The sequence below is a fragment of the Paenibacillus sp. NPDC058174 genome, assembly GCF_042883865.1.
Classification (GTDB): domain Bacteria; phylum Bacillota; class Bacilli; order Paenibacillales; family Paenibacillaceae; genus Pristimantibacillus.
In genome coordinates this window covers 609,821-624,203 of record NZ_JBHVUY010000003.1, presented here as the reverse complement: position 1 = coordinate 624,203, position 14,383 = coordinate 609,821, and the positions used below count along the sequence as shown (strand labels likewise).

Below are 14,383 nucleotides of genomic sequence, written 5' to 3'. Positions count from 1 at the left end.
GCTCCCCTTTTCTTTCTACCGAAGTGAATTATACTCCGACGGAAAAAGAAACTCCAACCCCGTTTTCATTCGTTTTTCACGGTTTTGGGAGGTTTTTCACGATATTGGCCTAGGTTTTGTGACGTTTTCTTTATCGCGCATCACTTTCACTACGAATTTCGGAAGCACGAGCATTCTCGGCAGCCTTTTCGGCTCCTGCAAAAGACGGTAAAACCACTCCAGACGCAGCTTCTGGAACAGAACTGGCGCCCGCTTTAATCGGCCCGCAACGATGTCAAAGGTGCCGCCAACTCCCATAATTAGGGGTACGCCGAGCTCCTGCTTATATTTGGCAATCCAGGGCTCCTGCGTATCGGCGCCTCTGGCGACAAAAAGCATGTCCGGCGACAGCTCGCGGATCGCAGCGACGACCTCAGCATCCTGATCGGGTCCAAAAAAACCGTTGCGGAATCCGACAATGCGGACTTGCGGGTATTGCAATTGAAGCTTCTCCGCAGCTGCGGCAATAATCTCCTGCGAAGTGCCCAGTAAGTAGGCTGTCCATCTTCGCTTCTCGCCAATCTGCATAAGCCGTTGCAGCAGATCAAAGCCGGCTACACGCTCTGTCACGGGCGTTCCGACATAATTAGCCGCCCAGACAACGCCTGCTCCATCCGGCACAATCAAGTCCGCTTTCCGCATCATGCGGTAGTAGTCTTTGCTTTCCACAGCCGACATAACCATAATCGGATTCGCTGTAATGATATGCGTCTGGCGCTTTTGTTCGATTGCATCCGTTAAGTAACTGACCGTCTCGTCCATACTCATCGTGGAGAATGGAATCCCATAAATCGGCACCGTTGGCACTTGGTTCGACAAGCGACTATCACCTCGATATGTTTTGACGCAGCAACTGCACAATTTGTTGCGCAGGCTGCTGCGATTGCTGTTTTAATCTGTCGATGGCATCGCGGTGATCCCGCTTCCAACCCTCGGCATCGTCCAGTAAAAGCTCCGCCGAATCTGCAAAAACAGCAGCATCCAGCTGCTCTGTTGTACCGACGGCCTTGAGACCAAGCCGATGAAGAAACTGATCGATCTTCGGATCATAGGATAAGCCAAGCATCGGCACCTCACGATTGGCCGCATAGATGAGCGCGTGCAGCCGCATGCCGAACAGTGCGTCGCAGCGGCTGACCTCCAGCAGCATCTGCTGGGGATCGTCGCCCGGGGCAGCTAGCTCAGTTATGCTTCCATGACTGCCGAGCCTGCCGTTTAACCGTTCCATAACGAGCTTCGATGTTTCCGTATCATCCGGTGTATGGAACGGGAGAAATCTCAGCCGCACCGCACGGCGGCTGGCAAGTTCGGCCAGCGCATCTATAGCGCGGGCGAGATCTTCCTCATCCTTGCGCCAGTGGCGCAAGGAAACGCCCAGCACCGGCAGCTTGTCCGCGGACGCTGCTGCCGCTTCACTTACTGCAGCCGCTGAAGCAGGCAGCGGCAACCCCATAACCGGATCAGGTACGACTTCGATCCGGTTACGCGGAACACCAATCCGCCCAAGCAATTCGGCGGACTGCGCATCCCGCACCGAAACATAAACGCTCTTCCGCATGACATTGCGGATAAGCGGATCCATCCAGCGGCGGTTAACAGGCCCAATGCCTTGCGAATAAATAAACGTAGGCTTTCCGAGCCATTGGGCGAGCTTAATGACTCCGGTATAATACGGAATCGTCTTGGCGCTGGTTGCATCCTGAAGCAGGCTGCCTCCGCCGCTTATAAGACCATCGCTGCCCTTCAGCGCCTTCCACACTTCGGAAGGCTGCATCCGGTGCACAGACTCCACGCCATACATCTGGCTCGTCCATGCCGGATCACCCGACAGGACAATAGGAATGATTCGCACGCCTGCCAGCTTACTCTGCTCTTCTAAAGCGAGCAGAATCGACCGAAGCACTGCTTCATCGCCGCTGTTGTAAAAACCGTAATAGCCGGAAATTACGATTCGGAAATTTTGTTTTTCCACGCCGGTGACCATTTGCGCCATGCCCCTTCCAATAGCTGCCATACTCCAATGAGAATAATGCCGAAGATCGCTCCCAGACCAAGCCCCAGGAATACTCGGATAATCGAGATGTACAACGGCGTATGGATATGGGCGAACGTGTCAACCATCGACAGCTGGCCGATTGAAGCGACAATAATTAAGACCCAAGCCGCCCGATAACGGAGCGCCAGGAACAGCCCCGCCAAGAATAGCGGATGCGCCAGCAAAAACTCTTTGTTGCGCGGCCGAACGCCAAACGTCGTCTCCAGAAATGCCCGGAACGGTTTCTCAAACGGAAGCGTCGTTCCTGCATTGCCCGTTCTGGACAAGTAATACAAGCCTGCAGCTGCAATTGCGACACCTGCAACAACCATCAACACCGTAATCGGCGTTGATAGCAATTTGCGGAGTCTGCGGATGGGAGCCTCTCCTGTATACAGCAGAACATAAATAGCGGTTAGGCCGATAGGAGCCAAATGCAGCAAGCTTACACCGCGGAATTGCTCCAATACGAGGCTGTACGTAATGTTGTTCAACAGCCCGAAGACGAATGGCACAGCCATTAGCGACATCAGAGCCGTTACGATGAACCAGACGATTGCCAGACCGAAGCGGCGGCCAACCGTTAATCCTTCAAAAATCCATTTCAGGCCGTTTGAATGGCTAGCAGTTGTCACGCCATCCGCACCAGTGCCTTGACGGCCCGAGAAGCGCAGCGGCCAATCTGGGCCGCCTACGTACCGCTGATTGCCTTCTGTGCGGGAGTAGATCCGATTCATGACCCATACGAGTGCAAGCGTTGGTGCCGCAATACCGGCGCCAAGCGCCAGCGACTGCTCCATCAATGGACCTTTGAGCACATACAGTCCTGCACTGCCGACCAATCCGAGCAAGAACACCGGAATGAGCAGGCCAGGCAAGAAGGTATTGATCAGAAGCGCAATAAGCGCAACGGCACCCGCAGCTACAACCGCCTTAAGCGGCTTCGCGTAGGATGGATGCTCCACCTTGAACGGCTCGGCAATGCTGGACGGGAAGCCCGCATCGGCCAATTTTTGAACAACGCCTTCTTCACCCTTCATGGTGATATACAAATTATCGAGCGAGTTCACGACCGCTGACTTTTCCAAGCTGGACTGTGCGGATGAATTCAGGAAAAACATCCGAATGTTGCGGTCCTTCGCTGCCAGCAAGAACCGGTCGGCAATCGCTTCCGGTGTCATGCCCATCGCATCGTCAGGCGATAGGGAATACAGCCGGACAACATTATAATTTGTAATAAATGCTAATTTATTTATGCCTTGTTGCGGTTTTTTCAAATTTTCTATGGTAGCGACACCCATGCCGTATTTATTCAGCAAAGATGCGAAGGAATTGATGCTTCTCGACTCCTGTTGATCGGTAAAGCCCTTCACCTTGTCCCCGTCGAACAAAATACGGGTCACGCCGTAGCTCTTCAGCTTGGCAAGCTGCTTATCCACTTCCTCTTCATCGTAAGGAAGAACACGGTCGGTGAAACGGGCCAAAATATGGAACCCGGCGTCCCGAAGCGTATCCATCGTAATCGGGTCAAAGCTGATCGGCTTGAGTACAGAATCCTGTACCGGCCGCTCAATGACCATACCGTTGCGGCCGCCAAACGACCACGGACGGTAAACAGCGCCTGCGCGGTCGAAAGCCTCGCGGAGGAGCGGACCGATCTCCGCTTCTTCCCGTTCTCCGGTAAAGAGAATATAAGTGAAGTTTTGCCCTACCGGCTCCAATTGGCTTTGCAGCAGCGCAGCATCCTTAGAGCTGTAATAGGTCAATCTGCCGGCTTGTTGAAGCTCCCGCAAGGAGCTTTCATACAACGACATCGTCGTGATGCCGACATATTTCATGTTTTTAAGCTGCTCTTCCAAAAAGGCCTTAGGCCTTGCTTGAATCTCGGCGATTTCGACCAAATCGCGATAGTCGAATACATACTCCACTTGCTTCGACGTCGATTCCATCGTCATTCGGTTGATGCCTAACGGCAATGCGGCAATTACCCCAATCAGCGTAATAATCCACAGCCATAGGCGAGCTTTCCGGTTCCAGTGCTGCCATCGTTGAAGCACGACAATCCTCCGTTCTATTGCTTAATGCCGGATATAGCCTGTAATCCGCCATTCTTTTTGGCAATTGTTTCGATTTTAAAAAGAATTATATTTTCCTGACCACTAACCGTTCCGGTCTACTCTTTCCATAACCGCCGTACGCAGCTTCGCCAGCGCTTCTGCCGCTTGCCCGGTCGATTGACCGCGCACCGCAAAATAAACTTTGATCTTCGGCTCCGTACCGGATGGACGCAAGCAGAACCACGATCCGTCAGCCAGCATAAATTTCAATACATTCTCAGGGCGCAAGCCGTCGAGGCCTTCAAGATAATCAAGCGCGCGTTCCACCTTCACGCCGTTCACATCGGCTGGCGGCGCATTGCGCCAATCATCCATGATGGCGCCGATCTTTTGAACGCCGTCCAATCCTTTAAGTGTCCGCGATTCAAGACCCTCCAGGTAAACGCCATGCTGCTCATAGAGCTCAAGCAGTACGTCATACAGCGTTTTTCCTTGACTGCTATAGTATGCCGCCGCTTCGCAGATCAATAACGCTGCGACGATAGCATCTTTATCACGCGCATACGTGCCGGTGAGATAACCGTAGCTTTCCTCATAGCCAAACAGGAAAGAACGTTCACCTGAAGCTTCGTAAGCGGTCATTTTCTCACCAATATACTTGAAGCCAGTCAGCGTATTTTCCACTGCCGCTCCATAAGAACGGGCAATATCTGCCCCCATCTCGCTCGTTACAATCGTTTTGATGACGACGCCATTGTCGGGCAGTTGACCGCGTTCCTTTAACTGGCTCAATACATAATGAACCATCAGCGCGCCCGACTGGTTGCCAGTGAGTACAACGTACTCGCCTTCGTTGTTTTTAACAACCGCTCCCATCCGGTCCGCATCGGGATCCGTTCCGACAATAATGTCAGCGCCTGTTTCCTGAGCGAGCTTAATAGCCAGCGTAAATGCCTCGCGCTCTTCAGGATTTGGAGATTTAACGGTGGAGAAATAACCGTCCGGCTGTTCCTGCTCCGCAACGACATGCACATTATTAAAGCCAGCTTTGCGCAGCACTTCCCTTACAGGCAAATTGCCCGTGCCGTGGAGCGGCGTAAAGACTACTTTAAATTTGTCGCCTAGACCGCTTTTCAGCAGCTCTCCGTTCAAGCTTTGGGCAACGACTGTATCGGTAAATTGCTCATCAGCTTCCGCACCCAGCCAGACCAGCAGACCTTGGCTTTCCGCTTCTTCCCGGCTCATCCGTTTCACTTCGTCAAAGCCGCCAATTTGCTGAATCGATGCAATTACCTGCTCCGCTTCCTCCGGAATCAGCTGGCAGCCGTCAGAGCCGTAAGCCTTGTAGCCGTTATATTCGGGCGGATTGTGGCTTGCCGTAATAACAATGCCTGTCGATGCGCCAAGCGAACGGACTGCAAACGACAGCTGCGGCGTAGGCCGAAGCGACGGGAACAGATACGCTTTTACACCATTAGCCGCCAGCACCAGCGCAGAGTCCAGCGCAAATTCAGGCGACAGATTGCGCGAGTCATGGGCAATGACAGCGGAAGGCGCCCTGCCTTTTGCTCCAGCAAGCAGCCAGTTTGCCAGCCCTTGTGTCGCTTTGCCGACCGTATATGCATTCAGGCGGTTCGTTCCCGCTCCCATGACGCCGCGCAAGCCGCCGGTGCCAAATTCAAGATCACGGTAGAACCGGTCCGTAATTTCCTTGTCATCGCCCGCCAAGCCGCGAAGCTCAGCTTTCGTTGCTTCATCAATAAGCGGATCATTTAACCATGCGTTGTAGCGTGCAACAGCCGTTTCATTTTGACTCAAATCGTCATCTCCTTAAGTTCAAATGCAGGCACTCCAGGCCTTGTTATCAAAATCCGGCAATTAGCCGCGGTCCTGCAGCGCAAACATGAGCTCGCCCTCCGCTACCACTTTATCTCCCACTTTTGCAACAGCTTGTCCTTTGCCGATCATGCCTTTCAGCCTTGTAATTTCTACAGACAGCGTCAGCACGTCGCCCGGCTTCACCTGATCGCGGAAACGGAAGCCGTCAATGCCTGCGAAGAAGCCCAGCTTGCCGCGGTTAGCTTCCACCATAAGCATTGCTACCGTCCCGACCTGAGCAAGCGCCTCAACAATCAGTACACCCGGCATTACCGGGTAACCTGGAAAGTGACCTACAAAATAAGGTTCGTTCATCGTTACGTTTTTGATGCCTACCGCTCTTACCCCCGGTTCAACCTCCAAAATACGGTCAATGAGCAGAAACGGCGGACGATGCGGAATAATTTCTTGAATTTGATTAATATCCATCATGTAAAAAAACTCCTTTCTTTTATTAGGTAGGTATAAAAATGCTTCACTTGACAGAAACTAAGCTTATCCTTCGTAACTGCAGTTATGGAGGTTAAGATAAGGGGCTTGACTGTAGACCTGAAGCGTCTGCGGCCAAGCCTCTTTGTTCATTCTTTGCCCTAGCAGCCGGGGATGCCGTTTCTGCGCGGCTCTTATGCCGGTTTTAATTTTCGCTTTTCAATGGAAATGAAATGACGCATTCAGGGATGGAGCGTCGGCGCATCGGCCGGCGGCAGCTCGGCCTGCTTCATTTTATTTAACGCCTGGAACAGCACAATGTACATGACAGAGGTCACGAACGAGAAGGCGATAACGACCCATAGGTACACTTCAGCGAATGGCGCTTTGAAGAAGACGAACATGATGCCGATATAGAACAGCACCGTCGTCAGCTTCCCCATCCAATTGGCAGGCACCGTCTTTTTTCCCCGAAAATGAAAGAATAGTCCTCCTGCAATCATTCCGATGTCACGCAGGAAGATCGCTCCTGCCGCCCCCCAGGATATGTAACCAGCAACAAGCAGCGATATGATAACGGTAATAAACATCAGCTTATCCGCTAAAGGATCCAGCATCATGCCTAAAGCCGTTACTTGGCCGCTCCGCCGCGCAATATATCCGTCAAGGATATCCGTAACTCCCGCCAAAGCCACAACGAGAAATGCCGGAATGAGATGCCCCTTGGCAAACACGACGACATAAAAAGGAATCATTACAAAACGCAATGAAGTTAACATATTCGGCAGATTCAAACGCGCACGCTCCTCTACCTTTATCGAACCTCATTCGAGGTTCCCAATTATTATACAACTACCATATGAAAAATAAAACAGCGGTATCCATCCGCACCTGTCCCCGCTTATCTAAAACCTTCAATTTTCATGGATCATTCACGCAAATTTTCCCAAAAAGCTTCATTCCAAGCGTCTACATGCCGTTATTAATAGAAACAAACATTTTAACGCAGAAAGGACAGGGATGTAGTGAATTTTAGTTTAAATTGGGCGAAAGAAGGCCGCAAATGGCTGGCAGCAATGCTGGCATCCGTACTGGTACTGACCAGCTTGGCAGGCACGGTACACGCAGCGGATGATACTGTCACCGATATTCAGTTTAAATATGACACAGCGGATTATAACTCCGGTTCTTCGGCACTTGAGGTATTCGTTGAAGACGATAAAGTTGAGGTTCTTCTATACGCCACACTGTCAAACTCGTCTACACAGCGGGACGTGACGTCAGAGGCAACCTGGAAATCCTCCAACACCTCCTACGTTAAAGTGGAGAAAGGCGTTTTGACCGGCGTCGGCAAAGGTTCAGCGACGATCAGCGCTACTTATAAAGGAAGCACGATTTCTATCAAAGCAATCTCCGACTTTGTATACAACGATGTTAATCTTCTCGAGGATGACAAAGATGCAGGCGCAACGAGAGATATCGAGCTGGGCCAGAAGCTGAGCTTTGATCTTGCCGGAACAAAGGGCAGCAAAACAGATACTATTACCGATGAAGCGACATGGACAAGCTCCAGCACGTCCGTTGCCACCGTCAACAAAGGCGAGATTACGCTAGTTGGAACGGGTACAACAACGATTACTGCGAAGTACAAAGGCAAATCCGATTCCATTAAAGTGAATGTAACTTCACCTTATAAATCAATCACGATCGAGCCAAAGGGCTCCATTGAACTGGATATCGGTGACGACGACGCTAAGCTTACCGCTACCGCCCTTACAAAATTGGGAATCACCGAAACGGTAACAACAGCAGCGGAATGGAGCAGCTCCAATACGAAGGTCGCTACCGTCAAAGAAGGCGTTGTGACGGCAGTAGGTACGGGTACAGCTACGATCACTGTATCTCACAAAGGCGTGAAGGATACGATTCAAGTCGTAGTCCGCACAGCTATTCAAGCGATTAAGCTTACACCTGAAAAAGAAATTCACCTGCAGTTGCAGGATGATTTCGTACAGCTTAAAGCCGAAATACTGGACAATTCATCCGTTGAGAAAAACATTACTAATGACGAAGATGCCGTATGGACGACGTCCAATCCGGTAGCCGCTACTGTCAGCAAGGGTAAAGTTGAACCCCGTGCAGTCGGCTCGACAAAAATTACAGTAACCTATAAAGGACTCAGCCGCAGCATCGATGTGACCGTCTATCCAAGCATCAGCGCCTTATCGGTTGAGAAAGAAGAGCTGGACGGCTTCGTTGACAGCAACGAAGCATTGCCTAAAGTATTTGCAACAACTTTCAACGGCGACAAAGTTGATGTATCCAAGCTTGTGAAATGGACTACCGCAGATGACAAAATCGCTACAATTGAAGATGGCAAATGGAAAGCCAAAGCGCTTGGTAAAGTTGTGATGACAGCTACCGCTCAGGGCTATAAAACAGAAGTAACGCTAACCGTACATGTAAAGCCTTTGAAACTCATTGCCAACGAGAAAGAGGTTAGTGCAATTATCGGCAAGGAGATTCCGCTGCCTGCCGTAACTGTCGTCAACGAAGACGGAGAAGAAGAGGACGTTTCGAAGAAAATCACTTGGAAAACCTCCTCCGACAACATCGTGCTCAAAGCTGATACGATGAAGGGTCTGGAAGCTTCCTCAGTGACGTTAACCGGCACGTACTTGAACAAGTCCGTTACGGTTCGCGTGAAGATTGAAGAAGAGATCGTGAAGATCGTCGTTGAACCTGGTACTGTGGAACTCTATCCAGGCAGTTCGAAGACAATTAAAGTAACGGGCTACTACAAGAGCGGCAAGACGGTATCTCTCAACTCTAAGATGAACTGGGAATCCGCCTCGGAAAAAGTAGCATCCGTGAAAAGCACAAGCTCTGTCAGAGCAGTAGATGTGGGTACAACTAAACTGACCGGTTCTTATCAAGGTAAAGCCGCTGAAGTTAAAGTTATCGTATCGCCTAAGCTTAAGTCTCTGGCTCTCTCGGATAAAACAATTAAGTTAAGCGCTGGCCAGTCGTTTACCGTGAAACTGACGGCGAACTATACGACAGGCAGCCCTGTAGACGCAACAAGCGCCGCTGCATGGACGAGCTCCAAATCCAGTGTAGCTACCGTTGTAAATGGTAAAATCACGGCCGTAGGCAAAGGCTCTGCTTCCATTAAAGCTACCTATGCAGGCAAAACGGTAACCGTTCGTGTAACTGTAAAATAATAAGCAACAGCCTCTCCGTACATCAAGGAGAGGCTGTTTTTATTTGCTTACAATTGATAAAAGGCGTGTTGCCGTTTCCGCCATAACGGAAATGACAACACGCCTTTATTATCTCTACGTGTCCGAGAACACGAGATCGTACATATGCTGCCAAGTGCCCCAAGAGAATACCTCATCCCCGGGCTGCTTGCCCAATACGGTATAACCAATATATAATCCCGCAACGAGCATAATGACCATAATAACGGGAACGATGCTCTTGCGCAATAACCATAACGTTATTCTTGCTCCTGTTGAACGCTGCTTCCGCTGTTTGCCTTCATCGGCTGGCCATTCTTCAGCCGTCTTGCTGCTGTCGTTGTCCCGGCTGCGCTCTGTTTCCTTACTTGCGGCAGATCTGCGTGACAGCTCTGTCCGTTCTTCGGCCATACTCATTACACCATCATCCTATCTATCTGCGCAGACTATTGGCCAGCCCCATCATCGTATCACTTGATGTAATCGCTCTGGCTGCCAGCTGATAAGCACGCTGCACATTGATAAGCTCCGTCAGCTCGTCGGTAAGATTAACATTAGACTGCTCAAGCGCGCCTTGAAGAACTGCAACGCCGTTGTCGGCGTTTGGCGTGATCCGCTGAAGCACATCGTCTACATTAATATTGCCGGCAACCGCAAATAGATTGTCGGCCACCTGAGTCAACGCAGCAGGGCGCGACGGTTGCATGATCTTGAGGGTGCCCAAACCGATGGCAGTCCCGTCTTCCTTCACTCCCTGCAAGGAACCATCAGGGTTCACGCGCAGCTTGTATCCGTCAGGAATGACAATAGGGCCTTCTCTGCCTGCAACATTCGCTACGACCGGGTATCCCTCAGCCGTTGCCAAAATCGTATCACCGTTTCCATTCACCGTCAACTGAAACGCGCCATTGCGTGTGTAAGCCCGGTTGCCCGCGCCATCCACAATAACCTCAAACATTGCATTTCCTTGAATGGCCAAATCGGCTATATTGCCCGTATCCGTGATAGGTCCTTGCTCCAGATTCGGTTGAATAACCGACAGTCTGGAACCCCAGCCCTGGCTAAATCCAAGCGGCGTCAAACGCCCCTCCTGCTGGAATTTCTCAGGCTGATCGTACACGGTATTCAGCAAATCCTGAAAGGTTGCTTCTTTTCTCTTATAACCTACTGTATTTACGTTCGCGACATTATCAGCCATGACATCCAGCTTCTTTTGAAGCCCGTTCATCGACACCATCGCATTAATCATTGAGCTATTCATTGCGGATTCCCGCTCCCCTCATCGATGCTTTAGATGCGGCCAATCTGATTAACTGCCTTGTCCAGGCTTTCATCATAAGCTTGAATCACCTTCTGGTTCGCTTCGTAAGCCCGAAGCGCCGCCATCAAGTCGACAGAAGATTGCGCCGCATCCACATTAGAGCGCTCGATGTAGCCCTGCTGAACCGCTACCGCTTCAGTAAGAGCCGCCGGCCGCGTACCGGCTGCATCGCCGTTCAGACGATATTTGCCGTCGCCTTCACGAACGAGGTCGTTGGGATTGTCCACACGTGTAATAAGCAGTTGAACACCCGTATCGAGGCCTGTCTTCGTATTAATGAAACGGCGTTGATCATTCAATACGAGATCGTCCAGACTGACTCCCGCTGCGAAGCGGATAGGTTGTCCATTGGCACCAAGCACGTTCGAGCCGTCACCCGTCACGAGATTGCCTTGGTCCGTCAGCAGAAAGGAGCCGCCGCGTGTATAACGGGTTTCTCCGGCTGCATTTTGCACCGTGAAAAAAGCTTGCGGCTGGAAGGTCACTACGCCATCAGGCGATACATTTTTGCCCGAGGCATCGAATGTCATGCCTGGAATATTGAGACTGGAGCTGATGGCAAAGTCAGAAGACTTGCCTGTCTGCTGCATATCGCCTTGCAAATGGAGCGATAAGCTCTCTTCAGCCATTACGCCTGTGCTAATTCTGCCCACTTGCTTAGATTCCTGCTGATCGACGCCCGTCAGGCTGAGAAGCATCTCCGGAAAAGAACGCGCCACCGCGTTCGTCTGTTTGTAGCCTGGCGTATTTATATTCGCAATATTATTCGTTACCGTATCATGTCTGCGCTGTTGGGCGGTCATGCCCGCCGCTGCGGTATAAAGACCTCTTAACAAAAGCTGTCGCCTCCCCGGCCGGTCAGTAATTGAAGCCGTAATCCTACTCTATAATATCGGCTTCTGAAGCAATCGCCGTTATAGCTTGTTCATGCGACCTTCGACCCAATTTACGCCTCAGCGCGCCCCCCATGGCGCCCTACCCGCGCAAGCCGGTCCTGCCGTCCGATTGAACCTGCTTTACAGCCGTGCTTTTTTGCCGAGCTTGTCCAAATTATCGAGCAGAATGCCAGTACCTTTCACGACGCAATGCATCGGATCCTCAGCGATAAGCACCGGAACCTTAAGCTCAGAGGACAACAGCGTATCGAGACCGTCAAGCAGCGCACCGCCGCCTGTCAGAATAACACCGCGGTCGATAATGTCTGCCGACAATTCCGGCGGCGTCCGCTCCAAAACGGTCTTGGCTGCGGATACGATCGACATAACCGGATCCCACAATGCTTCGCGAATCTCGTCGGAGTGAATCGTAAGCGTAAGCGGCAATCCGGACACCATATCACGGCCGCGGATATCAATCTCCTCACGCCGGCCGCCTTCATGCACAGTACCGATCTTGATCTTGATTTCCTCGCTTGTCCGCTCGCCGATCAGCAGGCGGTACTTGTCCTTGATGTACTTCATGATCGCTGCGTCGAATTTGTCGCCCGCAACTTTAATTGAAGATGCCGTTACGACATCCCCCATTGACAGCACGGCCACATCGGTCGTACCGCCTCCAATATCAACGACCATGTTGCCGCTGGGCTGGAAAATGTCCATTCCAGCCCCGATTGCGGCAGCCTTTGGTTCCTCTTCCAAATAGACTTCCTTCGCTCCGCTCCGTTCCGCCGCCTCGCGAATCGCCTTCTGCTCAACAGAAGTAATATTCGCAGGGGCACAGATCAGAATGCGGGGACGGCTGAAAAACTTCCGGCCTTCTACCCGGTCGATAAACGCTTTTAGCATAATTTCGGTAATTTCAAAATCCGCAATAACTCCGTCGCGCAGCGGACGAATCGCAATGATGTTGCCCGGTGTACGGCCAACCATGCGATGGGCCTCTTCACCAACAGCCAGCACTTTTTTCGAATCGCTTTCAATCGCGACGACAGAAGGCTCGTCAAGAACTACGCCTTTTCCTTTTACATGAATGGATACATTTGCCGTACCCAAATCAATACCAATGTCCTTGCTCAGCATAAGGCTTAAGTCCTCCAACGAATAATGTAGGCATCTCGTTCAATTTAGTTCCCATGACGCAGAAACCGCTAGCATACATTATTCGCCAAAAAGCAATAAAATCCTCTATTAAAGTGCAAATAATATCGAAAAAAATTAACTTTTGCCTGCTGCCAAAACTTCCCTCTTTTTCGTGCTCGTCTTCTTGTATTTAATCTTCGTCGCTTCTCCCCCTCTCAAGTGCCGTATTGATTTGTGGTACTCGAGAATGTGCTTGACCTGGTCAGCCAGGTCGGGGTTAATTTCCGGCAAGCGCTCGGTCAAATCCTTATGCACCGTGCTTTTGGAAACGCCGAACTCTTTGGCGATCGTTCGCACCGTATGCTTCGTTTCAACGATGCAACGGCCTATTTTAATGGTGCGCTCTTTGATGTAATCGTGCACGTTCCCGCCTCCCTACTCGAGATAGTTTGGTACATTATATGAGTGGGTCGGGTATATATTCTTTGTGGTCAAGCCTGACAAGCCTGTTTGGCCGAAAATTTTCATAAAAACATGAAACAGGCAGGGGTTTGGCCCCTGCCTGTGCGACTAAAGAACTATTTTTAATTTATTTCGCTTCTGCGATTGCCGTAGCCGGGTTGATCGCTTCATTGTTGCTGAGGACGCCGAAGTGGAGGTGAACGCCAAGGTCGCGCTCCAATTCATTGCGGCCTGCTTTGGCGATGATCGTTCCTTGCTTCACTTCGTCGCCAACGGCAACCGAAATTTCGCTCAAGCTTTGGTATACGGTCACGAGACCGTCGCCATGGCTGATTTCAACCGTGTTGCCGTTCGTAGGGTGTCTGTCGACCAGCGTAACCTTGCCGGACAGAGCCGCTTGAACCGGGAACGTCTGGTCATCTGGAGCAACCAGATCGACGCCCAGATGCGCCGAGAACGTATCGCCCATTTGAACGACCGCCTTCGCTTTATCTTCGTCGCTTGCGGTTTCATCATAGAATGGAAGCTCCACTTGCAAATCTTCCACGTTCGCTACCGGCCAGGCGAGCTTCTCGCCCTTGCGAATGCCTTCGAGCTCTTTGTCACTTGGTTTTACTGCTTCGCCGCCTTTAGTGGCTTCAGTCTGAACGGTCTCGTTAGTAGAAGTTTCCTTGCTGTTGTCCGCCCCCTGATAGATCCACATTAAGGTTACGATAATTGCTGCCGCGGCCATAAATACTGCAGGCGCTACCCATTTCCGCGTCAGCAGCTTTCTCACCCCGTTGCTAGATTTAGCGGCAGATGCCTCTCCCATTGCATTTTTGGGAGCTTCTTGCTTCGGTTTGTTTTGATTCTCATTCATTTGCTATCACCTCACTAGCCATTGTTGCCAGTATGTCTAG

13 protein-coding genes are annotated in these 14,383 nt (G+C 51.1%); 1 reads left to right on the top strand and 12 read right to left on the bottom strand.

Annotated elements, in window-relative coordinates:
• Positions 1–96 precede the first annotated feature (96 nt).
• The 6 genes from ACFVVF_RS18875 to ACFVVF_RS18850 all read right to left on the bottom strand — a co-directional run bounded on the left by ACFVVF_RS18875 (position 97) and on the right by ACFVVF_RS18850 (position 7,232).
• Positions 97–807, bottom strand: a complete 711-nt coding sequence (locus ACFVVF_RS18875) for a WecB/TagA/CpsF family glycosyltransferase (protein ID WP_387813170.1) — start codon at positions 805–807, stop codon at positions 97–99.
• 58 nt (positions 808–865) lie between these two features.
• On the bottom strand, positions 866–2,023 hold the full coding sequence (gene csaB, locus ACFVVF_RS18870; RefSeq protein WP_387813167.1) for a polysaccharide pyruvyl transferase CsaB: 1,158 nt from the start codon (positions 2,021–2,023) through the stop codon (positions 866–868).
• On the bottom strand, positions 1,984–4,131 hold the full coding sequence (locus ACFVVF_RS18865) for a DUF5693 family protein (protein WP_387812900.1): 2,148 nt from the start codon (positions 4,129–4,131) through the stop codon (positions 1,984–1,986). Before ACFVVF_RS18865 ends, csaB begins: the two co-directional genes overlap by 40 nt.
• A gap of 102 nt (positions 4,132–4,233) precedes the next feature.
• Entirely contained in the window at positions 4,234–5,949 is a 1,716-nt protein-coding gene (locus ACFVVF_RS18860) for a phospho-sugar mutase (RefSeq protein ID WP_387812897.1), read from the bottom strand.
• A 60-nt stretch (positions 5,950–6,009) separates the two neighbouring features.
• Positions 6,010–6,441: a 3-hydroxyacyl-ACP dehydratase FabZ gene (fabZ, locus tag ACFVVF_RS18855; RefSeq protein WP_387812895.1), complete on the bottom strand. Its 432-nt coding sequence runs from the start codon at positions 6,439–6,441 to the stop codon at positions 6,010–6,012.
• A 239-nt stretch (positions 6,442–6,680) separates the two neighbouring features.
• The gene (locus ACFVVF_RS18850) at positions 6,681–7,232 is read right to left on the bottom strand and encodes a CDP-alcohol phosphatidyltransferase family protein (RefSeq protein ID WP_387812892.1); all 552 of its coding nucleotides are present in this window, start codon (positions 7,230–7,232) and stop codon (positions 6,681–6,683) included.
• 231 nt (positions 7,233–7,463) lie between these two features.
• On the opposite strand from ACFVVF_RS18850, the gene ACFVVF_RS18845 reads away from it, so the two are divergent.
• Positions 7,464–9,662, top strand: coding sequence for an Ig-like domain-containing protein (locus ACFVVF_RS18845; protein WP_387812889.1), 2,199 nt, complete (start codon positions 7,464–7,466; stop codon positions 9,660–9,662).
• A gap of 114 nt (positions 9,663–9,776) precedes the next feature.
• Here ACFVVF_RS18845 and ACFVVF_RS18840 read toward each other — a convergent pair whose 3' ends face one another.
• From ACFVVF_RS18840 to ACFVVF_RS18815, 6 genes are all read right to left on the bottom strand, one after another.
• Positions 9,777–10,097: a DNA-directed RNA polymerase subunit beta gene (locus ACFVVF_RS18840; RefSeq protein ID WP_387812886.1), complete on the bottom strand. Its 321-nt coding sequence runs from the start codon at positions 10,095–10,097 to the stop codon at positions 9,777–9,779.
• 16 nt (positions 10,098–10,113) lie between these two features.
• Positions 10,114–10,941 carry a flagellar hook-basal body protein gene (locus ACFVVF_RS18835; RefSeq protein WP_387812885.1) on the bottom strand — a complete coding sequence of 276 codons (828 nt, stop codon included), beginning with the start codon at positions 10,939–10,941 and terminating at the stop codon, positions 10,114–10,116.
• Between the two features lie 29 nt (positions 10,942–10,970).
• Complete coding sequence (locus ACFVVF_RS18830; protein ID WP_387812882.1) at positions 10,971–11,837, bottom strand: flagellar hook-basal body protein; 867 nt, start codon at positions 11,835–11,837, stop codon at positions 10,971–10,973.
• Positions 11,838–12,017: 180 nt separating this feature from the next.
• On the bottom strand, positions 12,018–13,019 hold the full coding sequence (gene mreB / locus ACFVVF_RS18825; RefSeq protein ID WP_387812879.1) for a rod shape-determining protein: 1,002 nt from the start codon (positions 13,017–13,019) through the stop codon (positions 12,018–12,020).
• A gap of 135 nt (positions 13,020–13,154) precedes the next feature.
• Positions 13,155–13,442 (bottom strand): sporulation transcriptional regulator SpoIIID, encoded by a 288-nt coding sequence (spoIIID, locus tag ACFVVF_RS18820; RefSeq protein ID WP_042170162.1) that lies wholly within the window; start codon positions 13,440–13,442, stop codon positions 13,155–13,157.
• 166 nt (positions 13,443–13,608) lie between these two features.
• Complete coding sequence (locus tag ACFVVF_RS18815) at positions 13,609–14,343, bottom strand: peptidoglycan DD-metalloendopeptidase family protein (protein WP_387812877.1); 735 nt, start codon at positions 14,341–14,343, stop codon at positions 13,609–13,611.
• Positions 14,344–14,383 lie beyond the last annotated feature (40 nt).